Here is a 25,700-nt window from a genome sequence, read left to right as displayed (position 1 = left end):
CTGGGCATGCTCGGGTGGTTGCGCACCGTAGGGTGTGCCGCGCGCACCGAATAGATTGATCAGATCGTGCACCCCGCCACCCCGGTGCGCACGGCGCACCCTACGATGAGTGAGCGCAGCCATCCACGACGCTGAATGGCGGCGGACGCGACGGCAGGGTTGGCATGCGCGGGTGGCTGCACACCGTAGGGTGCGCCGCGCGCACCGAGTAGCGTGACGCCCTACAGTTACACGGTGCGCATCGGATCTAGGCTTTTCTGCCGCCCTTGGCCGGTTTGCCGCCGAAGCTGGGGACCTTGCGCACGGCCTTGGCTGCCGGGGCGGCGGATGCGTCACTTTCCAGCCAGCGGCCGAGGCTGCCGGCTTTGCCGCCGCTGGCCACTTTGGGCTTCTTGGCTTTTTTCGGTTTCTTCACCACCTGGCCGCCGGGCAGGGTTTGCGGTACGCGGTGGTCGGGGATGAAATCGGGTACGTCGATGCGCTGCAAGACCTGTTGGGTCAGGGTCTCGATTGCCGACAGCAGTTGCACCTCGTCGGCACACACCAGCGACACGGCCTGGCCGGTGGCGCCGGCACGGCCGGTACGGCCGATGCGGTGTACGTAGTCTTCGGCGACGATCGGCAGGTCGAAGTTGACCACCAGCGGCATGTCGTCGATGTCCAGGCCGCGGGCCGCTACGTCGGTGGCCACCAGCACTTTGATCTCGCCATCCTTGAACCGTTGCAGAGCGCGCAAACGGGTAGCCTGGGGCTTGTCGCCATGGATCGCATCGGCGCTGATGCCGTGACGCTGCAGCTCACCTTCCAGCTCGTCGACGCCCTTGCGGGTCTTGACGAACACCAGCGCCTGGCTCCAGCGCTTGCTCTGGTAAAGGTGCAGGAATAGTTCGCTCTTGCGCTTCTTGTCCACCGGGATCAGCCACTGCTTGACCGACTTGGCCGCGGCGTTACGCGGGCTGACCGAGATGTTCAGCGGGTCGTTGAGCATTTCGCTGGCCATGGTGCGGATGGCTTCGGAGAAGGTCGCGGAAAACAGCAGGGTCTGGCGCTTTTTCGGCAGCGCGGCGAAGACGTCCTGCAGCTCGCGGGCAAAGCCCAGGTCGAGCATGCGGTCGGCTTCGTCGAGCACCAGCACCTGCAGCTGGTTGAACTTGACCGCTTTCTGCCGGTACAGGTCGAGCAGGCGCCCGGGAGTGGCAACCAGCACGTCGATGCCCTTGCGCAGCTTCATCATCTGCGGGTTGATGCTGACCCCGCCGTACGCCGCATAGCTGCGCAGCGGCAGGTCCTGACCGTAGGTCTGGAAGCTCTGCTGTACCTGTTCGGCCAGCTCGCGGGTCGGCACCAGCACCAGGGCGCGCACCGAGTTGCTGGCAACCTCCGGGCCTTCCATCATCAACCGCTGCAACAGCGGCAGGGCGAAGCCGGCGGTCTTGCCGGTGCCGGTCTGCGCGGCGGCCATCAGGTCGAGACCCTTGAGGATCGGCGGGATGGCCTGGGCCTGCACCGGGGTGGGGGTGACATAGCCGAGGCCATCGAGGGTGCGCAACAGGGGGTCGATCAGACCGAGGGAAGCGAAGGTCATGTGGGTAACCAGAACAGGGAGACTAAGTAGCCGAATCCGCGCAGTTTACCCTGCCCCGCGCCGGCCATCGCGTTTCTGTTGCGCGGACAGCGCACCCGGCGGCCCTGCAATGCGTCTTACACGGCCATGTCTATCGAATAAATGCCTGCCAACGCGCAACAGACCAGCGCCGCCGGGGCCGCCTCGATTGGCTTCTGGGCCCTGGGACAGGTAGGGTGAAGGTCTATTATTCATGACTGAACGGAAATCAACGGATCATGCAGATGACATCGAGAGACTGGATCAGCGGGCGCGTGGCGGCCTTGCTGGTCATGGCGGCGCTGCTCAGCGGCTGCGGCGTCAACAACATCCCCACCTACGACGAGCAGGTCAAGGCCGCCTGGTCCCAGGTGGAAAACCAGTACCAGCGGCGTGCCGACCTGATCCCCAACCTGGTAGAAACCGTCAAGGGCTTCGCCAAGCAGGAGCAGGAGACTCTGGTGGCGGTGATCGAGGCGCGGGCTAAGGCCACCTCGATCCAGGTGGATGCCAGCACCCTGGACAATCCGGAAAAAATGCGCCAGTTCCAGCAGGCCCAGACCCAGCTGACTGGCGCATTGAGCCGCTTGATGGCGGTCTCCGAGCGTTATCCTGACCTGAAATCCAATCAGAACTTCCTGGCCTTGCAATCCCAGCTGGAAGGCACGGAAAACCGCATCGCGGTGGCCCGGCGCGATTTCATTACCGCGGTTAGTCGCTACAACACCGAGATCCGCACCTTCCCCGGGCGCGTCTGGCATAGCCTGATGTACAGCGACATGCCGCTGCGCGAGAACTTCGAAGCGACTACCCCGGAGGCGGAAAAAGCCCCAGAAGTGAAGTTCTGATGACCGTCACGCTACGCCTGCCACTGTTGCTGTTGCTGTGTGCCTGGACCTGGATGGCCCAGGCACAACCCGAGTTCCCACCTCTCAGCGGTCGGGTAGTCGACCAGGCCGAACTGCTGGACGCGGCAACCGAGGCCCGCCTGAGCCAGCTGCTGGCGGCGCATGAGCAAGCCAGCAGCGAGCAAGTGGTGGTGGTCACTCTGCCGAATCTGCAGGGCATTGCCATCGAGGATTTCGGCTATCAGTTGGGGCGGCACTGGGGCATCGGCCAGAAGGGCGAGGACAACGGCGCCCTGCTGCTGGTCGCCCGCGACGAGCGCAAACTGCGCATCGAGGTCGGTTACGGCCTTGAGGGTCGTCTGACCGATGCGCAATCCTCCGTAATCATCAACCAGATCATCACCCCAGCCTTCAAGGCCGGCGATTTCGCCAAAGGCATCAGTGACGGTGTTGCGGCGATCCTCCAGGTGCTCGGCGGCGAGCCCGTGGCCACCAGCAGCACAGCCAAGGACGAGCAGGCCAAGGCGATCCCCTTCTTCGTCATGCTGCTGATCGTCATCGGCCTGATCGGCGGTGGCCGCGGCGGACGTCGCGGGCTGCTGCTCGGCGGGCTATTGGCCGCTGGCATGGGCCGTGGGGGTTCAGGCGGTGGTTTCGGCGGTGGCGGCGGCTTTGGTGGCGGCGGCGGTGGTTTCGGTGGCGGCGGTGCTTCCGGCGGCTGGTAATTCAATTCACGAGTGAACAGACCCCATGGCTTTATTGACTGAAAGCGAACAACAGCAGGTCACCCAGGCGATCAACGCCGTCGAGCGCGAGACCGACGCCGAACTGGTCACTGTGCTGGCGGCTCAAGCGGACGATTACACCTATATCCCGCTGCTCTGGGCCAGCCTGGTGGCGCTGCTGCTGCCTGGCGCGGCAAATTATTTTTTCGCCTGGCTAAGCGCCCAGGAACTGTTGCTGGTGCAGTGGCTGACCTTTGCCGGCTTAAGCCTGCTGCTGCGCATTCCTGCGCTGACCACCCGGTTGATACCGCGCACCGTGCGTCACTGGCGCGCCGCCAACCTGGCGCGCAGGCAGTTTCTCGAGCACAACCTGCACCACACCACGGGTGCAACCGGCGTGCTGATCTTCGTCTCGGAGGCCGAGCACTACGTGGAGATTCTGGTCGACCGTGGCATTTCCAGCCGGCTGCCCGACGCAACCTGGCAGGCCATAGTCGCGGACTTTACCCAACAGGTGAAACAGGGTCAGACCCTGGAAGGTTTTCTTGGCTGCATTCAGGCCTGTGGCGAACAACTCAAGCTGCATGTGCCTGCCACCCACGCGCGCAACGAGCTGCCCAACCATCTGGTGATCCTGCCCTGAGAACTTGAGCGCACCAGCCTGGAAGTCGTCAATCCTATGTTCATCTGCAAGGTCTGCGGCATCAGGGTGGATGACGCTCTATCCATCCACCCATAGCGATGGTGGCTGAAAAAGGCCTCAGCTACGCCCCCCGCCCCACCCTACACCGCTCTCGTAGAGCCCGGATAAGCCTTGGCGCAATCCGGGAATCCGGTTTTATGGCGCCTACCGATGTCCCGGATTGCGCCTGGGCTTGTTCGGACGACGAACCGGGCGTGACAGGCGTTCGGCCTCAGGGCTTGGCCTGGGCCTGCTCCAGCGGCTCAAGTTGTTTCCACAGCGCCTCGGCCTCTTCGGTCAGGCTGGCGTAACTGCGGATATCGCCGCTGCGCTGGGCATTCATCGCTTCTTCGAGCTTGGCGCTGTATTGCTTGCGCAGTTTTTTGACAGGATCGCTTTTGAACAAACCGAACATGGGCATGCCTCTTGTGGACGCGCTGGCGCGATAGCCAACACTGCATCCACTGTATAGACCGCCCTGCCTGCACTCGATGGGCAATATGTTACAAGCGAAGAAAGCAGCGCCGTAGCCGGATGAACTCCGGGGCGAGGCTCAACCCCTACAAATTATTCCCGGATTGCATCCGGGCTACGGAACGGGCGCCCTGTGGGAAGGGCCTTGGCCGCGATTGGCAACTGCCAGCGCTCAGCTAAAAACCGCGCAGGCGCTGCAGCGCTTGGCCCATCTTGGCTGCAGGAACCTTCTGCAGACTGCACAGCAACTCATGGGAAACCCCGGCAATGCCGTGGCGTTCGCGCAGCAGTGCAGCCATGAAGCAGGTCAGATTGGCCGCCATTTCCGCATCGGCCAGCGCACGGTGTGCCTGGCCGGTGTCCGGCAGCTGTGCCCAGCGATTCAGGGTGCCGAGCTTGTGGTTCGGTGCCATCGGCAGCAGACGACGCGCCAGGAGCAACGAGCAGGCGAACGGTTGCACCCGCTTGCGGCGGATCAGTGCCAGCTCGGCATCCCAGAACTTCTGGTCGAAGGAGGCGTTGTGCGCGAGCAAGGGAATGTCGCCGACGAAGTCTGCCACCTCGTTCATCACCTGCGCCGCCGGCGGCGCGTTGCGCAGCATGCTGTTGCTGATCCCGGTGAGCTGTTCGATGAAGGGCGGCACCCAGGCGCCGCTGTTCATCAGGCTCTGGTAGCGCGCCACTATCTGCCCACCTTCGACGATAACCACGCCGATCTCGGTGGCGCGGGCCTGCTGCGCCGGCGACATGCCGGTGGTTTCAAAATCGAGGACGGCTATCGGAGCTTCGAGCATTGATCGGTTTCCCAACGACTGATTTTCAACGACCCGGAGGCTGACCTGTGGAGGCCGCCCAGGCCGTGCGCAACACTGACAACCGGGGTTTGGTGCGCACAGCACACCCTACGAGCCGGACCAGCGAAACAATAACTCCGAGACAGCGCAGCAGCTCCCAGCAACTAGCTGCGCAACAACAATGCGCCTTCGATCGGCACATAACGGCTGGCCGCACGCACCAGCGATTGTGCAGTCAGCCCCGGTACGCCATAGGCCACGGCCTCGACCCCGTAGCTGCTGCGGATTTTCTCCAGCAACAGATCAAAATCGCCATCGCCGGAGGCCAGCACCACCTCGTCGACCCGCGGCGCGGTGTCCATGATATCGATGGTGATGCCCACATCCCAGTCGCCCTTGGCCGAGCCGTCGCTGCGCTGGATATAGGGTTTTAGCTTCACGGTAAAGCCAAGGTTGCGCAGGATCTGCTGGAACTGCTGTTGCTTGGCGTCGCCACGGTCGATGGCGTAGGCGTAGGCCTCGACGATCTGCCCGTGCTGGCTGATGTCAGCCCAGAGCGCGGCGTAGTCGAAATGGCAGCCATAGGCCTGGCGCACGGTGTAATAGAGGTTCTGTACATCGGCGAATATGGCGATTTTCTTCACCGGTAATCCTCTTGGGGGCAACAAACGCCGCTCAGTATGCCAGAACCGTCCCGCCACGCTTGCCTGCATGCGCAAGCCGAACGCCCTGCCGTGGCCTTTGCATGCAGCTATCGGCTAGAGTGGCGCCCTGCTCACTCGACCGCGACCCCTGCCCATGAATGTGTTCCATGTCCTGCGTGATGCCTGGTTTTTCTTCAGCCATAACCTGCCGGCAATCGTCCGCCTGTGCCTGCCGCTGGTGGTGCTTGAAGCTGTGGTGCAACAGTTTGTCCGCGCCTAGGTCGGCATCGAAGCGACGGCGGCTTACGGCATTCTGGTAGGCCTGATGTTCTATCCGCTGTACACCGGGGCACTGATCCTGTTCCTCGATGCACGCAGCCGGGGTGAGGTGCCCGCCAACCGCGACCTGTTCGCCGCCAGCCTGCGCCTGTGGCCGGCCTTTGCCCTGCTGGCAGGCCTGAGCACCCTGGCGATCATGCTCGGCGCCTCGCTGTTCGTGCTGCCGGGCCTGTGGCTCATGATCAAGCTGGCGTTCGCCGAGTACCTGCTGGTGCTGCGCGGCTTGAGCCCGATGCAAGCCCTGCGTGAGAGTTTCGAGCTGACCAGCGGTTACTTCTGGCAGATTCTGACCTGTGTGCTGTGCGTCATGCTGCCGCTGTGGCTGCTGTCCTGGGCCAGCCACCCCGCCGCGGGCACGCAGCCGGATGTGCTGCTCAGCCTGCTGCTCGACAGCGCCAACGGCTTTCTCCAGCTGTTCGCCACGGTGGTGCTGTTCCGCCTGTTCATGTTGCGCGGTACGCTGCCGGCAGAGGAGTAAATCCAAGCTAGGCTGTTAGGGGTCAATCACCCAGAAGGACTGCCCAATGGCCGACGCCACCCCCAGCAGCCTGTCGCACGTATCGCTCGGCACCAATCGGTTCGAACAGGCCGTGGCCTTCTACGATCAGGTGCTGCCGACCCTTGGTTGTAAACGCATTCTCGCCCACCCCGGAGCGGTAGCCTATGGCCGCCAATCCCCGGAGTTCTGGGTGCAGACACCCATCGATGGCCAGCCGGCGAGCGTTGGCAACGGCACCCACTTCGGCTTTAGCGCGCCCGACAAGGCCGCCGTGCATGCCTTCTACCAGGCCGCCTTGGACGCCGGGGCGACCGCTGAAGGTGAACCCGGCCCCCGCGCCGAATACGGCGAGCCCTATTACGGCTGTTTTGTGCGCGACCTCGACGGGCACAAGATCGAAGCGGCCTATTGGGATCTGGAACAGGTCTATGAGCTGTATATCGCGCCGGTCGAAGACTGAGAGTCTTGTGCCCCCCACCTACTGCGACCGCCCCCAATAGCCCTCTACCAGCGGTGCGCACGGCGCACCCTGCCCGAGCGCGCCTTGTGTTGTGACCGAACGATCCGCCTTGGTCGCGAAGCCTAGCTACCGTCTGAGTTCACGGGCGATCCGGCTCATGCAATAGCTAACCGGGACATAGCCGTGAAAAAACTCCAGCCGGCTGCGAGCGCGCTGGCTATCTTCACGGCCGCGGCTCAAGTGCGGCGCGTGCGTTGCGGCTTCATGCCGGACAGGCGCGGCAGCAGCACCCGCTCGAACAGGCGCGGGAAGAAGCGCGCCAGGATGCGCGCGCGCCAATCGACGTTGGACAGGATCAACAAGCGCTTGCGCTTGAGGGCCGCCAGATAGATGGCTTCCGCGACATCCTGTGGCGAGGCGACCTTGCCCATCGCCAACGGTGGCTGCGGGGCTACCGAACCATCACCGACCAGGGCGTTCTTGCGCAGGTCGGTGGCGGTAAAGCCGGGGCAGACCAGCATCACGCTGACCCCGCTGTCCTTCAGTTCGTAACGCAGGGTCTCGAACAAGCCATGCAAGGCATGCTTGCTGGCGTTGTAGGCGCTGCGGTAAAGCAATGGGGAGAAACCGGACAACGAGCTGAGCACGATGATCTGCCCGCCACGGGCCAGCAGGCTGGGCAACGCCGCCTGAGTGCAATGCAGGGCACCAAAATAGTTGACCGCCATAACCCGCTGAAACACCGCTAACTCGGTCTCGGCAAAGCTGCTGCGGTGAGTGATGCCGGCGTTGTTGACCAGCACATCCACCGGGCCCAGATCAGCCTCTACCTGTTTGATGCCGGCGGCGCAGGCGTCATACTCGGCAACGGACCATTTATAGGTCGGAATCCCGGTCTCTGCGGTAAACGCGTTCGCCGCCTCTTCATTGCCGGCGTAATTCGCGGCAACCGTATAACCAGCGGCCTTCAGCGCCACGGAAATCGCCGCGCCAATGCCGCGCGAGCCTCCCGTAACCAATGCAACACGAGCCATGGTATCCTCCCTATTCTGGCGTTTCTTGAAATATACGTATCGTCAAGACAATGGGCGCGCAAGATTATTGCGCGCCCATTGTGCAGTTGCAGCGACGAATTGTCTTACCGCTCCAGACACATGGCAACAGCCATGCCACCGCCGATGCACAGGGTTGCCAGACCCTTTTTCGCATCGCGCCGTGCCATTTCATGCAGCAGCGTGTTCAGGATGCGGCACCCTGACGCACCGATCGGGTGGCCGATGGCGATGGCACCGCCGTTGACGTTCACGATCGACGGGTCCCAGCCCATATCCTTGTTCACAGCACAGGCCTGTGCGGCAAAGGCTTCATTCGCCTCAACCAGATCAAGATCGCCGACCGCCCAGCCCGCCTTGCCCAGCGCCTTGCGCGAGGCATGGATCGGGCCGACGCCCATGATCGACGGGTCCAGCCCGGCGGTCGCATAAGATGCGATGCGGGCAATGACGGTCAGCCCGCGCTTTGCCGCCTCTTCCTCGGTCATCAGCAGCACAGCCGCAGCGCCATCGTTCAGGCCAGACGCATTGCCAGCGGTAACCGACCCATCCTTGGCAAAGGCCGGGCGCAGCTTCTGCATGCTTTCCAGCGTGGCGCCGTGGCGGATGTATTCATCCTGATCCACCACCGTGTCGCCCTTACGGGTCTTCACCGTGTAGGCGATGATCTCATCCTTGAACTTGCCGGCCTTTTGCGCGGCTTCGGCCTTGTTCTGACTGGCCAGCGCGAATTCGTCCTGCTGATCGCGCGAGATCTGCCACTGGTTGGCAACGTTTTCGGCGGTTTGCCCCATGTGATAGCCGTTGAAGGCATCCCACAGACCGTCGCGGATCATCGAATCGATGAAGTTCAGATCGCCCATCTTCTGCCCGGCGCGCAGATGCGCCACATGCGGCGACAGCGACATATTTTCCTGACCACCGGCCACAACGATGCGCGCGTCATTCAGCTGGATATGCTGCGCGCCCAGCGCCACAGCCCGCAGGCCCGAACCGCACACCTGATTGAGCGACCATGCGCTGGCCTCTTTCGCCAGACCGGCTTTGATATGCGCCTGCCGCGCGGGGTTCTGGCCCTGACCTGCGGTCAGCACCTGCCCCAGAATGGTTTCCTCAACCTCGGCCTTGTCGATCCCGGCACGCTCTACCACGCCCGCAATCACGGCGGCCCCCAGATCATGCGCAGGCACAGCGGCGAAAGCGCCATTGAAGCTGCCCACTGCGGTCCGTCCCGCGGCAACAATTACGACATTGGTCATGTAATCTCTCTCCCTTGGCCAAGGCGGCAGAGGGCCTTTCCCCTGCCTTCCCTTTTGACCTAAGCCGCTGTGCGCCAAAGCGCAAGATTCTTGCGTCGGGGGTGTGACCTTACGTCATCAGGGCGGCCCTCAGGCCAGACGGCGGGCGTCGGCTTCCCAGACCGGAACCACCGTCGGCACGCCGAACAGATAGCCTTGCAGGCAATCCACCCCCAAGGCCCGCAGATATTCGGCATCGGCCAGATGTTCGACGGATTCCGCCACGCACATCATGTCAAACTGCCGGGCAATTGCCAGCAGCGCTGCCGTTACCACCTGATTGTCGGCATCGGCGTGGATATTGCGGATGAAATGGCCGCTGATCTTGACGATATCAAAGGAAAAATCCTTGAAATAGCGAATGGCGGTGAAGCCCGCGCCAAAATCATCCAGCGCAAAGGCAATGCCTTCGACCTGCAGACTGTCCATAAAGGCGACCACGATTTCCGGCACCAGCATGGCCGAACTTTCGGTGATTTCCAGAATCAACCGCTCCCCCACGCCGGGATGCGCGCGCAGGGCATTGCGCAGAATTCCGGTCCATTTCGGATAGCCGATCGACCGGGCCGACATATTGATCGACAGGCGGATCTGCGGTTGCTGCACCAGTGTCGCCAGCCCCATCGACAGGGCGGCGCAATCAATGTCGCGGGCGATCTGATGCGCCTCGACCACAGGCATGAAATCGCGGGCGGGAATCACCCGGCCCGCCGGATCAAGCACCCGCATCAGCCCTTCGTAAAACCCGATGCGGCTGGTATCGGCAGACAGGACCACAGGCTGATAGGCCAGACGCAACCGGCCGCGGCCTAGCGCATCGCGCACCATGGCAACGGTTTTCTGATCCCTTTCGGAAATGGCAAAGGCCAGCGGGCTGGCCTCCCCCTGCGGAACATCCTGAAGCGGGACTTTCTTTTCCATCGTGCCGCGCCCTTGTGAACCAAACCTTTGCCACGGTGCCGCCGCAGGAGTAAATCTTGCGTAAAGTTTCACATTTTGTTCCAATTGTAGGAATAACGCGGCGTCGGGGGACAAAAGATGGATGGGAATGCGCAAGCGCGCTGTGGCTGGTGCGGGACCGAGCAGATTTATGTGGACTATCATGATCATGAATGGGGCGTGCCCGAATATGACAGCCGGGCCTTGTGGGAAAAACTGATGCTTGATGGCTTTCAGGCGGGCCTGAGCTGGATCACGATTCTGAAAAAGCGCGACAATTTTCGCGCGGCCTTTGAGGGCTTCCGCCCCGAAATCATCGCCCATTGGGGCGAGGATGACATCAAGCGCCTGCTGGCCAACCCCGGTATCGTGCGTCACCGGGGCAAGATCGCAGGCACCATCGCTTCGGCCCGCGCCTATCTGCGGATTGACCAGCGGGTGGGGTTTTCCACCTTCATCTGGCAGTTTCAGGACGGGAAAGTGCAGCACAACCAATGGCAAAGCCTGTCACAGGTGCCGGCGCAAACCCCGGTGTCGCAAGCGATGTCAAAAGCGCTGAAGCAAGAAGGCTTCACCTTTTGCGGGCCCACCATCGTTTACGCCTTCATGCAGGCGACCGGCATGGTCAATGACCATCTGGTCACCTGCCCCTGTCACGCAAGACTGGCAACTTCGGGCACGTGATGCGGCAAACGCCGCATCGCACACCACCTTGCGCCCCGCCCGCGACAGGCTAAAGCTGTACCGGATCAAGGGGGCATGATGGCCATAGAACTGACGTCACTGGCCGATGTGCTGGCGCTGCGCTTTGATGATATCATCGACGTGCGCGCCCCGGCGGAATACGCCGATGATCATCTGCCCGGTGCAATATCCTTGCCGGTGCTGGATGATGCGGAACGCGCCCGCGTGGGCACGATCTACAAACAGGTGTCGCCCTTTGATGCGCGCAAGCTGGGCGCGGCACTGGTGGCAAAGAATGCCGCCGCGCATCTGATGGGGCCGCTGGCCGACCGGCCCGGCGGCTGGCAGCCGCTGGTTTATTGCTGGCGCGGCGGCCAGCGCTCGGGGTCTTTTGCGACCATCCTGTCGCAGATCGGCTGGCGGGTGCAGGTGATCAGCGGCGGCTACAAGACCTGGCGCAGGCTGGTGGTCGATGCCCTTCAAGCGCCGATCCCCGGCCCGGTGATCGTGCTTGATGGCAACACTGGCACCGCCAAGACCGCCCTGCTGGCGCATCTGTCCGGCCTTGGCGTGCAGGTGATCGATCTGGAAGGTCTGGCCGGCCATCGCGGTTCGGTCTTCGGGGCCATCGGCCCGCAGCCGTCGCAACGCAGGTTTGAGGGGCAGCTTGCGCTGGCGCTGGCCCGGCTGGACCCGGCCCGCCCGGTGGTGGTCGAGGCCGAAAGCTCGAAGATCGGCCGGCTCAGCCTGCCGTCAAACCTGTGGCGCGCCATGACGCAGGCACCGCGCATCGCGATCACCGCCCCGCTTGACGCCCGCGCCCGATATCTGACGCAGGCCTACGCCGATATTGCCGCCGATGCCGACCGCCTTGGCACCGTGATCGACCAGCTGAAACCCTCGCACCCCGCCGAGCGCCTCGCCGCGTGGCGCAGCATGGCCGAGGCAAGCCAGTTCGCGGCCCTCGCCACCAGCCTGATGCAACACCACTACGACCCGCGCTACGCCAAGCACCGCGCCCGCAGCACGCAAAGGGTGACAGAGGTTCAGGCCGAAAGCCTCGATCCCGACAGCCTGCCCGATCTGGCCCGCCGCATCGCGCAAGCCATTACCCCGCACTGAAACCTGCCGGATTGCACCTTTTAAAAATACTCCCCGCGCGGCGCGCATCCGACACTTGCCCCAGGCCCGTTCAGCGCAGGACAATCCGCCCCGGCCCCGCCGTCACCTGCCCGATCACCACGGCCAGCTCCCCGGCCTGCGCCATCTCTGCCAGCACCGCCTCTACCTGATCAGCAGGCACACAGACCAACACCCCGCCACAGGTCTGCGGGTCAAACAGCAGGTCCAGCCGTGGCCCCGCCCCGCCGTCAACCTGCCACCCCACCGCTGCCCGATTGGCGGGCGCGAGGGTGGAAGCCACGCCCTGCGCCGCCAGCCCTTCGGCCCCCGGCAGCAGTGGCACATCGGCCAGCGACAGCGTGGCCGCCAGCCCGTCGGGCTCCAGCATTTCCCACAGGTGGCCCGCCAGACCAAATCCGGTGACATCGGTCATCGCGTTGGCCCGCCCGCGCAGCAGCGCCGCCGCTGGCCCCAAGGGCCGCACCATGCTGGCAATGCAGCCCGCCCAGATCTCGCCCAGCATCAGCCCGCCGGTCAGCTCCAGATCCGCCTGCACCAGCGCCATTTCCGCCGCCAGAATGACACCGCTGCCCAGCGGCTTGGTCAGCACAATCGCATCACCCGCCCGAGCACCGCTTTTCGTGCGCGCTGCCCCCGCCAGCAGGCCGGTGACGGTAAAGCCCACCGTCAGCTCATCCCCCACCGAAGAATGCCCGCCCACCACATCGGCCCCCGCCGCGCGGAACACGGCACCGGCGGCCTGCATCACCTCGGCCAGCATGTCGGCCTGCAAGGTATCAGACAGCCGCGGCAGGGTGATCTGCGCCAGCGCCGCCTGCGGATCTGCCCCCATCGCCCAGACATCGCCCAGCGCATGCACCGCCGCCAGCCGCCCCATCAGCGCCGGATCATCGGCAAAGGCGCGCAGGTGGTCGGTGGTGATCACCTGATCGGCACCGCCGATGCGCAGCAGCGCGGCATCATCCCCCGGCCCCGTCAGCACATCGGCCCGCAGCGGCGCGGGCACGCCGGCCAGCGCCGCCCGCAGTGCCCCGGCCCCCACCTTTGCCCCGCAGCCGCCGCACATCGGTTTGTCGCCCAGCGCCTCACGCAGGCCAAGGGTATGCACCTGCGGCAGCGCAGGCCGCGCCATCGCCGGATAGGCGGAGAACTTCGCCATGAACTTTGCGTCGATCCGGTCTTTCAGCGCCCACAGCCAGCCCCCGCCAGACCGCAGGCCGAACTTGTCGGCCACCGCCATCTTGCCGCCGACCGACACCAGTTTGAGGTAATCGCGCTGCGGGCTGTAGCGGCGCATCGCCCCGCCCGACACGGCGGCGCGCAGGTTGTGCAGCAGAAACGGGGCCTGCCGCACCGCAAATACCCCGGCCTTGGGGCGGGGCGCATGGGTCATATGGGCACAATCGCCCACCGCAAAGACCGCCGGGTCCGAAGATTGCAACGTCGGCCCCACATCGACAAAGCCGTTCGTCAGCGCCAGCCCGGTCTGCGCCAGCCAGTCCTGCGGCCGCGCGCCCGCCACCGACAGGGTGAAATCCGACGGCAGCTGCTTCCCGTCGGTCAGCACCACCGCATCCGCCATGACCTCTGCCACACTGACCCCGGTGATCAGCGTGACCCCATGGTCGCGCAGCGCTGCCAGCAGTGTGCGCCGCGTGCCCGCCGAGACGCCCTGCAACGCCTCTGCCCCACGATCCAGCAGCGTGATGCGCGCGGTCTTCCCCAACCCCCGCAGCCGGTGCGCCGAGGCCAGCGCCAGTTCCACCCCTCCAACGCCCGCACCGACAATGGTCAGCGCAGGCTCTGCACCCGCCTCTGCCACAAATGCTTCCCACCGCGCGGCATAGGCCCCCAGCGGCTTGGCCGCGACACCATGCGCGGCATAGCCCGGCACCTCCGGCAGATCCGACGCGATGCCGATGTCGATCGACGCCACATCATAGCGCAGCCGCCGCCCCGAGGTCAGCACCACCTGCCCTGCCGCCCGGTCGATGTCGCAGGCCCGGTCAAGGATGACCCGCGCCCCGGCAAAACGCGCCAGCCGCACCAGGTCGATCATCATCGCGTCGCGCGTGTAATGCCCGGCAATCGCCCCCGGCAACATGCCGGTATAGGGGGCCACCGGCCCGGGATTGATCACCGTGATCCGCGCGCCCGCCAGCGGGCTCATCCCCCACATCCGCAGCACCAGCGCATGGGCATGACCGCCACCGATCAGCACAATGTCACGGGTCAGGGGAAGCGGCGGCATCTGCATGGCTCAGGTCTTTCTGGTGAGGGCAGCATCGACCCTACCCGCTTGCCCGGACAAGGGCGAGGGCGATGCACACCGCCTGACACGACACCACCCTCTGCACCCTAGCGCCGCTTGCGCAGCACCTTGCGTTTCAGCTTGCTGTCCTTGGCCGCCGCCTGGCCCGGCTTGCGCGGGGCATAACGGCCCCGGCGCTGCGCGGTCTTTGGCATCGTCCCGCCCTCGATGCTCAGCAGATCCAGCGTGATGCCGCCCGTCACCGGCGTCGCCTCGGCCAGCCGCACGGTCACCCGCTGGCCGATGCCGATGGTCATGCCACTATCGGCCCCGGTCAGGGTCTGGCTGTCCTGATCATAATGGTAGAATTCCCGCCCGATGCTGCGGATCGGGATCAGCCCGTCGGCCCCGGTTTCATCCAGCTTCACGAACAGACCAAAGCGCTGCACGCCGGAAATCCGCCCGGTAAACTCCGCCCCCACCCGGTCGGCCAGATAGGCGGCAAGGTAGCGGTCGGTCGTATCACGCTCCGCCGCCATGCTGCGCCGCTCGCTGTCGGAAATCAGCTTGGCGGTCTCCTCCAGCGTCTCCACATCCGCCGCCGACAAGCCATCCTTGCCCCAGCGATGCCCGGCAATCAGCGCCCGGTGCACGATCAGATCGGAATAGCGCCGGATGGGAGAGGTGAAATGCGCGTAATTCTTCAACGCGAGCCCGAAGTGGCCAAAGTTCTGCGGGAAGTAATAGGCCTGCGTCATGCTGCGCAGGGTGGAAATGTTCAGCAATTCGTCAAACTCGGTCCCCTGCGCCGCCGCCAGCAGCGTGTTCAGATGCCGGGTCTGCAACACCTGCCCCTTGGCCAGCACAAAGCCCGACGCCTCGGCCACCTCGCGCAGATTGTCCAGCTTTTCGGGCGTGGGTTCCTCATGCACCCGGAACAGCAGCGGCTGTTTCAGCCGCACCAGCTCTTCCGCCGCCGCCACATTGGCCAGGATCATGAATTCTTCAATCAGCCGGTGCGCGTCAAAGCGTTCCTTGAACGTCACCGCCTTGACCTCACCTGTCTCCGACAGCTCGATCTTGCGCTCCGGCAGGTCCAGATCCAGCGGCTGGCGCAAGGCGCGGGCGTGTTTCGTGGCAGCATAGGCGGCATAGAGCGGCTTCAGCACCGGCTCCAGCAGCGGTTCGGTCACGTCATCAGGGTTGCCATCCACCGCCGCCTGCACCTGCTCATAGCTCAGGCTGGCGACAGACCGCATGATCCCGCGCACAAAACGGTGGCTGATCTTCGCGCCCTGCGCATCCAGCCGCATCCGCACCGCAAGGCAGGCGCGGTCAACATGCTGATGCAAGGAACACAGATCGCCCGACAGAATGTCAGGCAGCATCGGCACAACCCGGTCGGGGAAATAGGTGGAGTTGCCGCGCTTCCTCGCCTCACGGTCCAGCGCCGAACCGGGGCGGACATAATACGCCACATCGGCAATCGCCACCCAGACGACAAAGCCACCCACATTCCCCGCCTCACGGTCATGCTCGGCATATACCGCATCATCGCGGTCGCGCGCATCGGCAGGGTCGATGGTCAACAAAGGCAGATCGCGCAGGTCATCGCGCCCCGCCATCCCCGCAGGCTCGGCGCGGTCGGCCTCACCAATCACCGCATCGGGGAACTGGTCGGGAATGCCGTGCTGGTGAATCGCAATCAGTGATACCGCACGCGGTCCCGACGGGTCGCCCAGTACCGCCGTGATCCGCGCCTGGGGCAGCCCCATGTTGCGCCGCCCGATGGCTTCGCCCTCGACCAGCTCGCCATCCTTCGCCCCCAGCGTCATATCACGCCCGACGCGCCATTCCTTGTCCTGCCCCTTGTCGATGGGCACGATCCGCCCGCCTTCGGCATTGGCGCGGAACACGCCCAGCACCCGCAGCGGATTGGTGCCGATATGGCGGATCAGCCTGGCCTCATACTGGTACTCGCCCACATCCACCGGCGACAGCCGCGCCAGAATCCGGTTCCCCGCCGCCAGCGCCGGGTCGCCCTTCTTGGCGACGAACAACACGAGCGGGGCATCGCCCTCACCGCCCCATTCCATCGGCCGGGCAAAGACATCGCCCTGCGCATCCGGCCCGGTGATCACCAGGATGGATACCGGCGGCAGGCTTTCCGGATCGCGGTAGCTGCGGCCCTTTTTGGCGACCTGCCCCTCATCCTCCAGCTCGGCCAGTATCCGCTTCAGCTCGATCCGCGCCGCCCCCTTGATGCCAAAAGCCTTCGCGATATCGCGCTTGGCCTGCAGGCCGGGGTTCTCGGTGATCCATTGCAGGATCTGCTCTTTGCTGGGCAATTGTTCCATAGCGCCAGCCCTAGCACGCCCGCAGCGCGCAAGAAAGCCACCCCGGATTTGCACCTTTCTTAAATACTCCCGCGCGGCGCGCATCGACGCCGGCCCCAAGCGCTACCAGCGGCGCAAAGCAGCTTCGTCCTCATCCTTCGCCGCCACCCAGGTGGCACCATCCGGCCCAAGTTCCTTTTTCCAGAACGGCGCGCGGGATTTGAGGTAATCCATCAGGAATTCTGCCGCCGCAAAGGCATCGGCCCGGTGCGGGGCGGCGGTGGCGACCATCATGATCATCTCACCCCCCGACAGCCGCCCATGCCGGTGAATCACCAGCGCGTCGGTCAGCGCCCAACGGGCCTGCGCCTGATCGATGATCGCACCGATCGCGCGTTCGGTCATGCCGGGGTAATGCTCGATCTCCATCGCGGACAATGCACCACCATTGTCGCGCACGATGCCGGTAAAGGTCACCACCGCTCCGGCGCCAGCCGTACCGCGCGCAAAGGCCACCGACTCAGCCCCCAGATCAAAGGGTTCGGCCTGCACCGACAGCCGCATCTAACCCCCCGTCATCGGCGGAAAAAACGCCACCTCGCGCACCCCGGCAAGGGGCGCGTCAAAATCTGCCAGCTCCTGATCCAGCGCCACCCGCAGGCTGGCCAGATCGGCAAAGGCCAGCGCATAGCGGTCTTCGCGGGCGGTCAGTTCGGCGATCAGACCGGCCACGGTGTCAGCTTCGGTCTGCACCTTTTCGCGGGGCAGGCCGATCCGTTCGCGCACCCAGGCGAAGTACAGCACCTCGACCATCACGGCGCCTCATCCTTCAGAAACGGCAGCGATTTGCGGAAATAATCCCACCCCGTCAGCAGCGTCAGCACCGCCGCCGCCCAGATCAGCCCCAGCCCGACCATCGTTGCCACCGACGAACAGCCCCGCGCGCCGCAAGACCGCAGCGGGTCGGCCAGCCCGCGCGTGACCAGATCGGCATATTGCTCTGTCGTCATGCCGCGCCGCGCGATGCCTTCCAGATGCTCCAGCCCGGTGCCCAGAAACAGCACCGCAATCGCCACCATCTGCGCCGTGGTCTTCCACTTGGCCAGCTTGGTCACCTTCAAAAGCCCGGCCTTGTCGGCCAGAAACTCGCGCAAGCCCGACACGAACACTTCACGGAACAGGATCAGCGTGACCGGCAGTATCAGCCAGGGATTCATCCCCGAATAGCCGGTGATGATCACCAGCGCGATCACCACCATCGCCTTGTCGGCAATCGGGTCCAGCATGGCCCCGAACTTCGACTCCTGCTGCCAGCGCCGCGCGATATAGCCGTCAAACCAATCGGTGATGGCCGCCACGATGAACAGTGTCAGCGCGAACCAGTCGGCCCAGGGGCGGTGGAAATACAAAAACATGACCGCAACGCCGGGGGCAGCGATCAGGCGCATCACCGTCAGAATATTTGGCAACGTCCATCTCATGCCAGATGCTTAGACCATTAACATGGCCAGAGGAAAGCGGATTTGATCAGAACGGCACCGGGGCGTTAAAGGTCACGCGTTCGTTTTTGGCCGGATGGTGCAGGCTCAGCGTCTCGGAATGCAGCATCAGGCGGGGGGCGTCGCGCGCAGGCCCCGTCGCATAGATCTGGTCGCCGATGATCACATGGCCCAGCGCCAGCATATGCACCCGCAACTGATGGCTGCGCCCGGTCAGCGGGTGCAGCCGCACCCGGGTCTCGGTTTCGCTGCGCCCGACAACCTCCCAATCGGTCCGCGCCGGGCGGCCGTTCTCATGGTCCACCATCTGGCGTGGGCGGCGCGGCCAGTCGCTGCCCAACGGCAGATCGACATGGCCCCGGTCGCCGTCCATCACGCCCCAGACCCGCGCCATATAGGTCTTCTTTGCCCGGCGCTTTTCAAACTCCTGCCCCAGAAAGCCCTGCGCCTGTTTGGTGCGGGCAAAGATCATCACGCCAGACGTATCGCAATCCAGCCGGTGCACCACCAGCGCATCCCAGCGCGCCGCCTGCAACCGGGTGATGAGGCAATCCTGCCGCCCTTCCAGTTTGCCCGGCACGCTCAGCAAGCCGGCGGGTTTGTCCACCACCAGGATGTGCTGATCCTCATGCAGGATCTGCAACGGCACATCCGGCGGGTCATAGCCGAAATCGGGGATCAGGCTGGGGGCGTGGTCAGGAACTGCGCGCCGGGTCATAGAATCGTATGGCCCGCATCCCGCAACCGAGCCGCCAGATGCCGGATATGCGCCGGACCCACCTCACAACAGCCACCGACGATCGTGGCCCCCAGATCGACCCATTGCAGCACAAACTCCGCGTATTTCTCGGGCGTCAGATCATGGCGATGGGTGTAATCGGGCGCGTCATTGCTTTCGGGCAGCGGCAGGCTGGAAATCTCGGAAAATCCGTTGGCATAGGCTCCGAACGGCAGCCCCATGGCGGACAACTCCCGCAGCGCCGCCAGCATCGCCTCGGGCATCGAGCAATTGGCCAGCACCGCCGCCGTGGGATGCCCGGCAATCACCTCTGCCAGCGCCGCCACCGGCTCGCCGGACCGAAGCTTCGACCCGTCCCGGTCATCCACCGACACCGACAGCCAGACCGGCACCCCCGCCGCTTGCGCGCCCTGCAACGCCCCGCGCGCAAGGTCGAGCGAGGACATGGTTTCGCACAGGATCACATCGACATGCGCCGCCATCAGCCGCGCCTTTTCCGCATAGAGCGCCGCCGACACCGCAACCGGCGGCGTCAGGTCGGGGCGATAGCTTTCGCCCAAAGGCCCCATCGAGCCTGCAATCATCCCCCGCCCATGTTCCGCCCGCGCCTCATGCGCCTGAAACAGCGCGCTCAGATGCAGGGCGTGGTAAAGGTGGTCCAGCCCTTCGCGCTCCAGCCGGTCATGCAGGATGTTATAGGTGTTGGTGGTCGCCACCGACGCACCGGCCGCAAAATACTCGGCATGAATCTCGCGCACCAGACCCGGGTGGTCAATCATCGCCCGCGTGGCCCAAAGCGGTGATCGGTCATCGCCCGCCCGCGCAATCAGCTCCTGCCCCATGCCGCCGTCAAGAAGGGTAATCTCAGCCATCGTCAAACCTTTCAGTCTGCGTTGCGGAACACATCCGCCAGCAGGGTGGTAAAGAACGCCTCATCCGCAGCGGTAAAGGCCGCAGGTGTGTTGCTGTCCAGATCGAACACGCCCAGCAGCACGCCAGCCCCGTTCCAAACCGGCAGCACCAGTTCTGACCGCGTGCTGGACGCACAGGCGATATGGCCCGGAAACGCATCGACATCGGGCACATTCTGCACCTGACCCGTCCGTGCAGCTGCCCCGCAAACCCCCCGCGAAAACGGGATGACCAGACACCCATGCCCGCCCTGATACGGCCCGATCTTCAAAAGCTCGGGCGCGACCACGCGGTAGAACCCGGTCCAGTCGCTGAACGGGTGCCCATGGTGCACCTCGCACGCCACCGTCGCCATCAGCGCCACCGCATCGGTCTCACCTTGGGTCAGCGACAGAACCGCGCTGCGCAAATCATCATAGTCGAAAGCCATCTCAATACCCCAGCGCAATGCCATCCTTGCGCGGATCGGACCCAGCCGTCAGCACGCCATCCGCGCCTATCACAATGGCCTGCGCGCCGCCAAGCGGGGTGTCGGGCGTCACAATGCGGTGCCCCAGCGCCGCCAGTTCAGCCCGCACGCCGCTCCCATAGCCCCGCTCCACCTCCAGCCCGCCGGGTGCCGCAAAGCTGCGCGGGGCGTCGATGGCGGTTTGCAGATCCATACCAAAATCACGCAGGTTGGAAATCAGCCGCGCATGTCCCGCCGGCTGATAGCCGCCGCCCATCACCCCAAACGGCATGGTCACGCGGCCGTTTTCCATCACCATCCCCGGAATGATCGTGTGCATCGGCCGCTTGCCGCCCGCCGCCTCATTCGGGTGGCCCGGCTCAAGCGTGAATCCCGCGCCACGGTTCTGGAAGCACAGGCCAAACTTGTCAGACGCCATCCCCGCGCCAAAACCCCAGAACACCGAATAGATCAGCGACACCGCCATCCGGTCGCGGTCCACCACGGTGATATAGATGGTGTCACGGTGGATAGCCTCGGTCAGCGGGGCCGCCGCGGCAATCACCTTGCCCGGATCAATCAGCGCCGCCAGCCTGGCCGCCGTGTCCATCGACAGCATATGGTCCAGCCGTGCCGATTTCTCTGCGATAAATCGGTTCCTGGCATCATAGGCCAGCTTGGCCGCCTCTGCCTCCAGATGCACGCGGGCGGCCCCGAACGGGTCCATCGCCGCCACGTCGAAATGCGACAGGATGTTCAAGAGCAGAATGGCCGTCGCGCCCTGCCCGTTCGGCGGATGTTCCAGCAGATCGATGCCTTTGTAGGCCCCCTGCACCGGATCACCATAGCTGCACCGGGTCGCCGCCAGATCGTCCAGCGTATGCGTGCCACCCAAGCCCCGCAGACTGGCGATCATATCCTCGGCCACCTCGCCGTCATAAAACCCGGCGCGGCCTTCGCGGGCAACACGGCGCAGCACCTCGGCCTGACCGGGGGCGCGGAAGATCTGGCCGGGGCGCGGGGCCTGACCATTCATCAGGAACAGATCGCGCGCGCGGCCCTGCAGTTCGGGCGCATCATCGGCCCAGTCAAAGGCCACACGCGGGGCCACCGGCACGCCCGCTTCGGCGTAGTGAATGGCCGGGGCCAGCACCTGCGCCAGTGGCAGGCTGCCCCAATCGGCGGACAGGGTGCAGAACGCATCCACCGCCCCCGGCAGCGTCACCGATTCAATTCCGCGCAGCGGCACCGCCGTCAGCCCCCGGTCGCGCATCGCCGCCGCCGACAGACCCGCAGGTGCCCGGCCAGACCCGTTCAGCGCGATCACCCGCTCTTGCCCCGCAGGCTTCAGCAGCACAAAACAATCGCCGCCCAACCCGGTCATCTGCGGTTCGCAAAACCCCAGAAGCACCGCGCCGGCAATGGCCGCATCCGCCGCATTGCCGCCCGCCTTCAGCACCTCGACCGCCGCTTGCGCGGCAAGCGGATGCGACGTGGCGCAAACCCCGTTTTCGGCATAGACGGCCGACCGGCCCGGAAGGTGAAAATCGCGCATGGTGCCCCCTTTATGGTATGGGGCAGGCTACTCAGCAGCGTGGCAGAGTGCAAACAGCATGGAAATCCCGGCGCCGCGAACTGGGTGGGGGCGTTATCCGCAGCGCCGGGAGAAGCTTATATGCAGCTACCCGTTCACTGTCGCGCGCCTGCGCGGCGGTTTCGGGGCGAAACCTGGGCTTATTCGCGTCATAGATGACGCAGCGCGTACAATTCCCCGCTCAATGCCGGTATTGTTGCCCGGTGATCCGGAATGTCAGAAAATTCCGCTCCCCTTCGCGGTGGTAGTCCAGGTCTTCGGACAAGCTGCGAATCAGATGCCAGCCGAAACCGCCTTCGGGCAGATCCTCTGCCTTGGGGGGCTGCGCAAGCGGCCCGTCGGCCAGCGCGCAGAGCGGCAACGGCATCCCGGCATCGACGATGCGGCAGGTCAGCCCGCCCGGCGAGACATCGACCGTCAGGTCAATCTCACCCGGGCTTTGGGCATAGGCATGTTCGACAATGTTGTTCAGCGCTTCGGCCAGAACGATCTGCGCCGTGTCGCGGGCGTCCGCGCTCATCCGGCTGGTCATCATCAGCCGTTCAAACAGGGCACACAGGGCCAGACGAACCGACATCGCGTCAGAGGCGATCACAATGCGGGTGTGGTTCTGTCCGCCGTCAGACGACATCACGAAAGCTGCCCGCCAGAGCCGGAACTGCGGGATGGATGATGAAGACGGAATTCATACGGGTCAGGTGAAACACCTTTTCCACCGCAGGGTTCAGCCCGGCCAGTTCCAGCGGGCGGTCGGGCCCCAGTGATTTGCGCACCGCCACCACCGCCCCAAGGCCAGAGCTGTCAATGAACGTCACCTGCGACAGGTCAAGGATCACCCGGCGCGTATCGGCGACGGTCAGATCCCGCATCCGGTCCTTGAAATCGATCGCCCCAGCTGCATCAATCCGGGCATCGCGCACGTGAACAATGATAAGATCTGGGGTCTGTGTGCAGTCCAGTTGCATTCTTGCCCTCCGGTTTCTGAGGCAAGGCTAGCGCCGGAAGGTTACCGATTGGTCAATGCCAGCCGGTCAGTTCAGCCAGCCGATCAATTCAGCCAGCCGGTCAGTTCAGCTGAAACTGCAGCGGATAGCGCCCGTCTTCGAAATCGCCGAACAGATCGCCCAGATCGGGGTGGCCCACAGGCTCTCCGGTTTCATCCGGCACCAGATTCTGTTCCGACACATAGGCCACATAGAAACTCTGGTCATTTTCGGCGAGCAGATGATAGAACGGCTGATCCTTGTGCGGGCGGCTTTCTTCGGGAATGTTCTCGTACCATTCGTCAGTATTGGAAAACATGGCATCGACATCAAATACCACACCCCGGAACGGATGTTTGCGATGCCGCAGCACCTGACCAAGGTGGTATTTGGGTGTTAGTCTCAGCATCACATTGCGTCCCCTGCTGTTGGTTATTACTCCCGACGGCACTGTCTTGTCCACCTGACAGGCGTTGATTTAAGGAAACAAACTGTGGCCCTGATCCTCACAGTGCTGGAAATCGTGGCACCTGTCGGCCTGCTGGGTGCCATCGGGTATCTTTGGGTAAAGACCGGCCATGAGTACCGGATGGAGTTCATCACCCGCCTGTCGATGACCCTGTCGGTGCCGGCGCTGATCTTCACCGCGCTGATGAAAACCGAGCTTGATCCGGCGGCGCTGACGGCGGTGACGCTGGCGGCCATCGTGGCCTATGCCGTGCTGACGCTTGTCCTGTGGGGGGTGGTCCGGGTGCTGGGGCTGGAGCGGCGCACCTATCTGGCCCCGCTGATCTTTGGCAACACCGGCAATGTCGGCCTGCCGCTGGCGATGTTCGCCTTTGGCGAGGCGGGTCTGGGCTATGCCGTGGTGATCTTCGCGGTGATGATGGTGTGGAGCTTTACCTTCGGCATCTGGCTGGTCTCCGGCGGCGGCTCTTTGCTGCGCATCGTGAAGGAACCGGCGATGGGGGCCACGCTGCTGGGCGCGCTGTTTTTGTGGCAAGGCTGGCAGACCCCGCTGTGGCTGACCAATTCGCTGACCCTGCTGGGCCAGATCGCCATTCCGATGATGCTGATCACGCTGGGGGTTGCCGTCGCACGGCTGACGCCGGGGCGGCTGGGCCGCGCGGTCTGGCTGTCGCTCTTGCGCGGCGGCCTGACCGTGGCGGTCGGCGTCGCGGTGGGCCGGTTCTTCGCACTGGACCCGGTGGCCTTTGCGGTTCTGGTGGTGCAGGTCAGCACCCCGGTCGCGGTCACCTCCTACATGCTGGCCGAGAAATACGGGGCCGATGCCGATGCGGTTGCAGGGCTTGTCATCGCCTCAACTTTGCTGGCCATCATCACTTTACCGCTCACTCTCGCATTTCTGATCTGAAGGGCGACCATGCCCCATTTCCCCCGCAGCGCATTTGCCCTATCATTCGGGTAATAAATATAAACGTGCGAGGGGCAAATGAGCAGACTTCTCCGCGCGTCGATGCTTTTGTTGTTACTGGCCGCCTGTGGCGGCGGCAGCAGCAAGTTCTCGGCGCCCCGTGATTTGGAAAACGCCTGCGCTATCGTGCGTGAGCGACCGCAATACTTTCGTGCGATGCAGGCGACGGAACGCAAATGGGGCATTCCGATTCCTGTTCAGATGGCCACCATCCATCAGGAATCGAAATTCATCGGCAATGCCCAGACCCCGCACCAGTTCGCGCTGGGGATCATTCCGATGGGGCGGCAGTCGTCAGCCTATGGGTATTCACAGGCGCTGGACGGCACCTGGGAGGAATACCAGCAGGAACAGAACCGCCGCAACGCCCGGCGCGACCGGATCAGCGACGCCACCGATTTCATGGGCTGGTACATGGATCAAAGCGAAAAGCGCCTTGGCATTTCAAAAGCCGATGCCCGCAATCAGTATCTGGCCTATCACGAAGGCCGCACCGGCTATTCACGGCAGAGCTTTCTGGCAAAACCCTGGCTTGTCGATGTGGCCCAGCGCGTGCAGATCCGGTCAAACATGTATGCCCAGCAGCTTATGACCTGCGGACGCCTCTGACAAAACCCGCCAAAGCAGAACGCGGCCCCTAAAGGCCGCGTTTGCGCGACTCTGCGGTGATGTCGAAATAGGACGCCGGCATCGACCCGCCCTTCACCATTTCACCCAGAATCACCGTGGTCTTGTTGCCGACATCATCGGTGATGATCCACTGCCGCAATTCGACCGGGCCGGCGGTGAACACCAGCTCGATGGTGCCATAGGCCGGGTTGTCCGGGTCTTGTGCGATGACGCGGGTGGTGTTCTCCACCTCACGATGTCCGACAACCATGCGGGCCTGGCCCAGATTCACATTCGCCGCCAGAATCAGGTTCAGCGGCGTCCGGCTCAGCGGATATTGCTCGGGCGGCTGGTTGGATTTGGCGTCAAAGATCGCCACCTGACTGCCCCCCGCCATCACCAGAGACCGATCCGGCGGCGCATATTCAAACCGGATGCGGCCCGGCCGCCGGATGAACAGCCTGCCGGTCGCGATGGTGCCATCACCATTCACCTGTGTGAAATCGGCCTGCACCGTCGTCAACCCGTTCAGATAGGCCGACAGATCAGCCAGCGGAATGGGCGCAGCAGCGGCCGGTGCGCCAAGCGCGAAAAGGGCGAGCGGGGCCAATATGGCGGTTCTGCGGTTCATGACCCTCATATAATCGCGCCGCCGCAGCCTTGCATCACCCTTCGCAAAACATTGCGGGCTTTTGCCGATTCTGTGAAGC

Annotated in this window: 30 protein-coding genes; 10 read left to right on the top strand and 20 right to left on the bottom strand. The window is 64.2% G+C overall.

Translation table 11 applies throughout. The features are described from left to right. Nucleotides 1-247: 247 nt before the first annotated feature. Nucleotides 248-1,585, bottom strand: coding sequence for a DEAD/DEAH box helicase (locus tag Q7J44_RS06605; RefSeq protein WP_304878218.1), 1,338 nt, complete (start codon nt 1,583-1,585; stop codon nt 248-250). Between the two features lie 263 nt (nt 1,586-1,848). On the opposite strand from Q7J44_RS06605, the gene Q7J44_RS06600 reads away from it, so the two are divergent. Genes Q7J44_RS06600 through Q7J44_RS06590 form a run of 3 tightly spaced genes read left to right on the top strand, consistent with a single transcriptional unit; the run spans nt 1,849 to nt 3,819 of the window. After that, the gene (locus Q7J44_RS06600; protein WP_304878216.1) at nt 1,849-2,451 is read left to right on the top strand and encodes a LemA family protein; all 603 of its coding nucleotides are present in this window, start codon (nt 1,849-1,851) and stop codon (nt 2,449-2,451) included. Continuing rightward, nucleotides 2,451-3,176 (top strand): YgcG family protein, encoded by a 726-nt coding sequence (locus Q7J44_RS06595; RefSeq protein ID WP_304878214.1) that lies wholly within the window; start codon nt 2,451-2,453, stop codon nt 3,174-3,176. Before Q7J44_RS06600 ends, Q7J44_RS06595 begins: the two co-directional genes overlap by 1 nt. A gap of 25 nt (nt 3,177-3,201) precedes the next feature. Further along, a complete protein-coding gene (locus tag Q7J44_RS06590) occupies nt 3,202-3,819 on the top strand; it encodes a TPM domain-containing protein (protein ID WP_304878212.1) in 618 nt (205 codons plus the stop codon). A 271-nt stretch (nt 3,820-4,090) separates the two neighbouring features. Here Q7J44_RS06590 and Q7J44_RS06585 read toward each other — a convergent pair whose 3' ends face one another. The 3 genes from Q7J44_RS06585 to Q7J44_RS06575 all read right to left on the bottom strand — a co-directional run bounded on the left by Q7J44_RS06585 (nt 4,091) and on the right by Q7J44_RS06575 (nt 5,770). Continuing rightward, nucleotides 4,091-4,273, bottom strand: coding sequence for a DUF6435 family protein (locus Q7J44_RS06585; protein ID WP_304878210.1), 183 nt, complete (start codon nt 4,271-4,273; stop codon nt 4,091-4,093). A 235-nt stretch (nt 4,274-4,508) separates the two neighbouring features. Further along, a complete protein-coding gene (locus Q7J44_RS06580; protein ID WP_304878208.1) occupies nt 4,509-5,126 on the bottom strand; it encodes a PolC-type DNA polymerase III in 618 nt (205 codons plus the stop codon). A gap of 164 nt (nt 5,127-5,290) precedes the next feature. Continuing rightward, complete coding sequence (locus Q7J44_RS06575; protein WP_304878206.1) at nt 5,291-5,770, bottom strand: NYN domain-containing protein; 480 nt, start codon at nt 5,768-5,770, stop codon at nt 5,291-5,293. A gap of 154 nt (nt 5,771-5,924) precedes the next feature. Here Q7J44_RS06575 and Q7J44_RS06570 point away from each other — a divergent pair, with 154 nt between their 5' ends. From Q7J44_RS06570 to Q7J44_RS06560, 3 genes are read left to right on the top strand one after another with little or no spacing between them, the layout of a single operon-like run. After that, nucleotides 5,925-6,050: a hypothetical protein gene (locus Q7J44_RS06570; RefSeq protein ID WP_304878204.1), complete on the top strand. Its 126-nt coding sequence runs from the start codon at nt 5,925-5,927 to the stop codon at nt 6,048-6,050. A 45-nt stretch (nt 6,051-6,095) separates the two neighbouring features. Further along, entirely contained in the window at nt 6,096-6,587 is a 492-nt protein-coding gene (locus Q7J44_RS06565; protein ID WP_304878202.1) for a YciC family protein, read from the top strand. Between the two features lie 46 nt (nt 6,588-6,633). Further along, nucleotides 6,634-7,068, top strand: coding sequence for a VOC family protein (locus tag Q7J44_RS06560; protein WP_304878200.1), 435 nt, complete (start codon nt 6,634-6,636; stop codon nt 7,066-7,068). A gap of 236 nt (nt 7,069-7,304) precedes the next feature. Here Q7J44_RS06560 and Q7J44_RS06555 read toward each other — a convergent pair whose 3' ends face one another. From Q7J44_RS06555 to Q7J44_RS06545, 3 genes are all read right to left on the bottom strand, one after another. Then, entirely contained in the window at nt 7,305-8,102 is a 798-nt protein-coding gene (locus tag Q7J44_RS06555) for an SDR family oxidoreductase (protein WP_304878198.1), read from the bottom strand. Nucleotides 8,103-8,206: 104 nt separating this feature from the next. Continuing rightward, a complete protein-coding gene (locus Q7J44_RS06550) occupies nt 8,207-9,379 on the bottom strand; it encodes an acetyl-CoA C-acetyltransferase (protein WP_304878197.1) in 1,173 nt (390 codons plus the stop codon). A 129-nt stretch (nt 9,380-9,508) separates the two neighbouring features. Then, the gene (locus tag Q7J44_RS06545) at nt 9,509-10,339 is read right to left on the bottom strand and encodes an EAL domain-containing protein (protein ID WP_304878195.1); all 831 of its coding nucleotides are present in this window, start codon (nt 10,337-10,339) and stop codon (nt 9,509-9,511) included. A gap of 117 nt (nt 10,340-10,456) precedes the next feature. Here Q7J44_RS06545 and Q7J44_RS06540 point away from each other — a divergent pair, with 117 nt between their 5' ends. Then, nucleotides 10,457-11,041: a DNA-3-methyladenine glycosylase I gene (locus Q7J44_RS06540; RefSeq protein WP_304878193.1), complete on the top strand. Its 585-nt coding sequence runs from the start codon at nt 10,457-10,459 to the stop codon at nt 11,039-11,041. Nucleotides 11,042-11,119: 78 nt separating this feature from the next. Then, a complete protein-coding gene (gene mnmH, locus Q7J44_RS06535) occupies nt 11,120-12,163 on the top strand; it encodes a tRNA 2-selenouridine(34) synthase MnmH (RefSeq protein WP_304878191.1) in 1,044 nt (347 codons plus the stop codon). A gap of 70 nt (nt 12,164-12,233) precedes the next feature. Here the strand turns inward: mnmH and selD are convergent, their stop codons facing one another. The 12 genes from selD to hspQ form a co-directional block, all read right to left on the bottom strand. Continuing rightward, nucleotides 12,234-14,435, bottom strand: coding sequence for a selenide, water dikinase SelD (selD, locus tag Q7J44_RS06530; RefSeq protein ID WP_370692966.1), 2,202 nt, complete (start codon nt 14,433-14,435; stop codon nt 12,234-12,236). 107 nt (nt 14,436-14,542) lie between these two features. Continuing rightward, nucleotides 14,543-16,792, bottom strand: a complete 2,250-nt coding sequence (gene rnr / locus Q7J44_RS06525; RefSeq protein WP_304878187.1) for a ribonuclease R — start codon at nt 16,790-16,792, stop codon at nt 14,543-14,545. Nucleotides 16,793-16,894: 102 nt separating this feature from the next. Beyond that, the gene (locus Q7J44_RS06520) at nt 16,895-17,335 is read right to left on the bottom strand and encodes a molybdenum cofactor biosynthesis protein MoaE (RefSeq protein ID WP_304878185.1); all 441 of its coding nucleotides are present in this window, start codon (nt 17,333-17,335) and stop codon (nt 16,895-16,897) included. After that, a complete protein-coding gene (moaD, locus tag Q7J44_RS06515; RefSeq protein ID WP_304878183.1) occupies nt 17,336-17,584 on the bottom strand; it encodes a molybdopterin converting factor subunit 1 in 249 nt (82 codons plus the stop codon). After that, nucleotides 17,584-18,252 (bottom strand): CDP-diacylglycerol--glycerol-3-phosphate 3-phosphatidyltransferase, encoded by a 669-nt coding sequence (pgsA, locus tag Q7J44_RS06510; RefSeq protein ID WP_304878182.1) that lies wholly within the window; start codon nt 18,250-18,252, stop codon nt 17,584-17,586. Before pgsA ends, moaD begins: the two co-directional genes overlap by 1 nt. 46 nt (nt 18,253-18,298) lie before the next feature. Further along, nucleotides 18,299-18,988, bottom strand: a complete 690-nt coding sequence (locus tag Q7J44_RS06505) for a pseudouridine synthase (RefSeq protein WP_304878180.1) — start codon at nt 18,986-18,988, stop codon at nt 18,299-18,301. Continuing rightward, the gene (locus Q7J44_RS06500; protein WP_304878177.1) at nt 18,985-19,881 is read right to left on the bottom strand and encodes a homocysteine S-methyltransferase family protein; all 897 of its coding nucleotides are present in this window, start codon (nt 19,879-19,881) and stop codon (nt 18,985-18,987) included. The genes Q7J44_RS06505 and Q7J44_RS06500 overlap by 4 nt, the downstream gene beginning before the upstream one ends. 11 nt (nt 19,882-19,892) lie before the next feature. Next, nucleotides 19,893-20,351, bottom strand: a complete 459-nt coding sequence (locus tag Q7J44_RS06495; RefSeq protein WP_304878175.1) for a GAF domain-containing protein — start codon at nt 20,349-20,351, stop codon at nt 19,893-19,895. 1 nt (nt 20,352) lies between these two features. Beyond that, on the bottom strand, nt 20,353-21,924 hold the full coding sequence (locus tag Q7J44_RS06490; RefSeq protein WP_304878173.1) for a gamma-glutamyltransferase family protein: 1,572 nt from the start codon (nt 21,922-21,924) through the stop codon (nt 20,353-20,355). A gap of 220 nt (nt 21,925-22,144) precedes the next feature. Further along, nucleotides 22,145-22,594 carry an ATP-binding protein gene (locus Q7J44_RS06485; RefSeq protein WP_304878171.1) on the bottom strand — a complete coding sequence of 150 codons (450 nt, stop codon included), beginning with the start codon at nt 22,592-22,594 and terminating at the stop codon, nt 22,145-22,147. Beyond that, a complete protein-coding gene (locus Q7J44_RS06480; RefSeq protein WP_304878169.1) occupies nt 22,584-22,928 on the bottom strand; it encodes an STAS domain-containing protein in 345 nt (114 codons plus the stop codon). Before Q7J44_RS06480 ends, Q7J44_RS06485 begins: the two co-directional genes overlap by 11 nt. 100 nt (nt 22,929-23,028) lie before the next feature. Then, complete coding sequence (gene hspQ, locus Q7J44_RS06475) at nt 23,029-23,355, bottom strand: heat shock protein HspQ (RefSeq protein WP_304878167.1); 327 nt, start codon at nt 23,353-23,355, stop codon at nt 23,029-23,031. Between the two features lie 84 nt (nt 23,356-23,439). Between hspQ and Q7J44_RS06470 the strand changes: the two genes are divergently transcribed. Together Q7J44_RS06470 and Q7J44_RS06465 are read left to right on the top strand one after the other, a co-directional pair. Continuing rightward, nucleotides 23,440-24,321 carry an AEC family transporter gene (locus Q7J44_RS06470; RefSeq protein ID WP_304878166.1) on the top strand — a complete coding sequence of 294 codons (882 nt, stop codon included), beginning with the start codon at nt 23,440-23,442 and terminating at the stop codon, nt 24,319-24,321. Between the two features lie 78 nt (nt 24,322-24,399). Continuing rightward, a complete protein-coding gene (locus tag Q7J44_RS06465) occupies nt 24,400-24,990 on the top strand; it encodes a lytic transglycosylase (protein WP_304878164.1) in 591 nt (196 codons plus the stop codon). Between the two features lie 28 nt (nt 24,991-25,018). Here the strand turns inward: Q7J44_RS06465 and Q7J44_RS06460 are convergent, their stop codons facing one another. After that, nucleotides 25,019-25,621 carry an outer membrane lipoprotein carrier protein LolA gene (locus tag Q7J44_RS06460; protein WP_304878162.1) on the bottom strand — a complete coding sequence of 201 codons (603 nt, stop codon included), beginning with the start codon at nt 25,619-25,621 and terminating at the stop codon, nt 25,019-25,021. Nucleotides 25,622-25,700: the final 79 nt, after the last annotated feature.

It is taken from the genome of Pseudotabrizicola sp. (genome assembly GCF_030656345.1).
GTDB lineage: Bacteria > Pseudomonadota > Alphaproteobacteria > Rhodobacterales > Rhodobacteraceae > Pseudotabrizicola.
Note: the sequence above shows the minus strand (reverse complement) of the source record. Positions and strands in the feature narration are given on the sequence as shown.

Bases quoted from the DNA above. Each gene is read 5' to 3' on its own strand.
- Q7J44_RS06595 (WP_304878214.1), top strand. From the start codon at position 2,451: ATGACCGTCACGCTACGCCTGCCACTGTTGCTGTTGCTGTGTGCCTGG.
- Q7J44_RS06540 (WP_304878193.1), top strand. From the start codon at position 10,457: ATGGATGGGAATGCGCAAGCGCGCTGTGGCTGGTGCGGGACCGAGCAG.
- hspQ (WP_304878167.1), bottom strand. From the start codon at position 23,355: ATGCTGAGACTAACACCCAAATACCACCTTGGTCAGGTGCTGCGGCAT.
- pgsA (WP_304878182.1), bottom strand. From the start codon at position 18,252: ATGAGATGGACGTTGCCAAATATTCTGACGGTGATGCGCCTGATCGCT.
- Q7J44_RS06520 (WP_304878185.1), bottom strand. From the start codon at position 17,335: ATGCGGCTGTCGGTGCAGGCCGAACCCTTTGATCTGGGGGCTGAGTCG.
- Q7J44_RS06465 (WP_304878164.1), top strand. From the start codon at position 24,400: ATGAGCAGACTTCTCCGCGCGTCGATGCTTTTGTTGTTACTGGCCGCC.
- selD (WP_370692966.1), bottom strand. From the start codon at position 14,435: ATGCCGCCGCTTCCCCTGACCCGTGACATTGTGCTGATCGGTGGCGGT.
- Q7J44_RS06460 (WP_304878162.1), bottom strand. From the start codon at position 25,621: ATGAACCGCAGAACCGCCATATTGGCCCCGCTCGCCCTTTTCGCGCTT.
- Q7J44_RS06605 (WP_304878218.1), bottom strand. From the start codon at position 1,585: ATGACCTTCGCTTCCCTCGGTCTGATCGACCCCCTGTTGCGCACCCTC.
- Q7J44_RS06550 (WP_304878197.1), bottom strand. From the start codon at position 9,379: ATGACCAATGTCGTAATTGTTGCCGCGGGACGGACCGCAGTGGGCAGC.
- moaD (WP_304878183.1), bottom strand. From the start codon at position 17,584: ATGGTCGAGGTGCTGTACTTCGCCTGGGTGCGCGAACGGATCGGCCTG.
- Q7J44_RS06505 (WP_304878180.1), bottom strand. From the start codon at position 18,988: ATGACCCGGCGCGCAGTTCCTGACCACGCCCCCAGCCTGATCCCCGAT.
- Q7J44_RS06560 (WP_304878200.1), top strand. From the start codon at position 6,634: ATGGCCGACGCCACCCCCAGCAGCCTGTCGCACGTATCGCTCGGCACC.
- Q7J44_RS06495 (WP_304878175.1), bottom strand. From the start codon at position 20,351: ATGGCTTTCGACTATGATGATTTGCGCAGCGCGGTTCTGTCGCTGACC.
- Q7J44_RS06480 (WP_304878169.1), bottom strand. From the start codon at position 22,928: ATGCAACTGGACTGCACACAGACCCCAGATCTTATCATTGTTCACGTG.
- Q7J44_RS06500 (WP_304878177.1), bottom strand. From the start codon at position 19,881: ATGGCTGAGATTACCCTTCTTGACGGCGGCATGGGGCAGGAGCTGATT.
- Q7J44_RS06570 (WP_304878204.1), top strand. From the start codon at position 5,925: ATGAATGTGTTCCATGTCCTGCGTGATGCCTGGTTTTTCTTCAGCCAT.
- rnr (WP_304878187.1), bottom strand. From the start codon at position 16,792: ATGGAACAATTGCCCAGCAAAGAGCAGATCCTGCAATGGATCACCGAG.
- Q7J44_RS06590 (WP_304878212.1), top strand. From the start codon at position 3,202: ATGGCTTTATTGACTGAAAGCGAACAACAGCAGGTCACCCAGGCGATC.
- Q7J44_RS06580 (WP_304878208.1), bottom strand. From the start codon at position 5,126: ATGCTCGAAGCTCCGATAGCCGTCCTCGATTTTGAAACCACCGGCATG.
- mnmH (WP_304878191.1), top strand. From the start codon at position 11,120: ATGGCCATAGAACTGACGTCACTGGCCGATGTGCTGGCGCTGCGCTTT.
- Q7J44_RS06600 (WP_304878216.1), top strand. From the start codon at position 1,849: ATGACATCGAGAGACTGGATCAGCGGGCGCGTGGCGGCCTTGCTGGTC.
- Q7J44_RS06490 (WP_304878173.1), bottom strand. From the start codon at position 21,924: ATGCGCGATTTTCACCTTCCGGGCCGGTCGGCCGTCTATGCCGAAAAC.
- Q7J44_RS06565 (WP_304878202.1), top strand. From the start codon at position 6,096: ATGTTCTATCCGCTGTACACCGGGGCACTGATCCTGTTCCTCGATGCA.
- Q7J44_RS06555 (WP_304878198.1), bottom strand. From the start codon at position 8,102: ATGGCTCGTGTTGCATTGGTTACGGGAGGCTCGCGCGGCATTGGCGCG.
- Q7J44_RS06585 (WP_304878210.1), bottom strand. From the start codon at position 4,273: ATGTTCGGTTTGTTCAAAAGCGATCCTGTCAAAAAACTGCGCAAGCAA.
- Q7J44_RS06485 (WP_304878171.1), bottom strand. From the start codon at position 22,594: ATGTCGTCTGACGGCGGACAGAACCACACCCGCATTGTGATCGCCTCT.
- Q7J44_RS06545 (WP_304878195.1), bottom strand. From the start codon at position 10,339: ATGGAAAAGAAAGTCCCGCTTCAGGATGTTCCGCAGGGGGAGGCCAGC.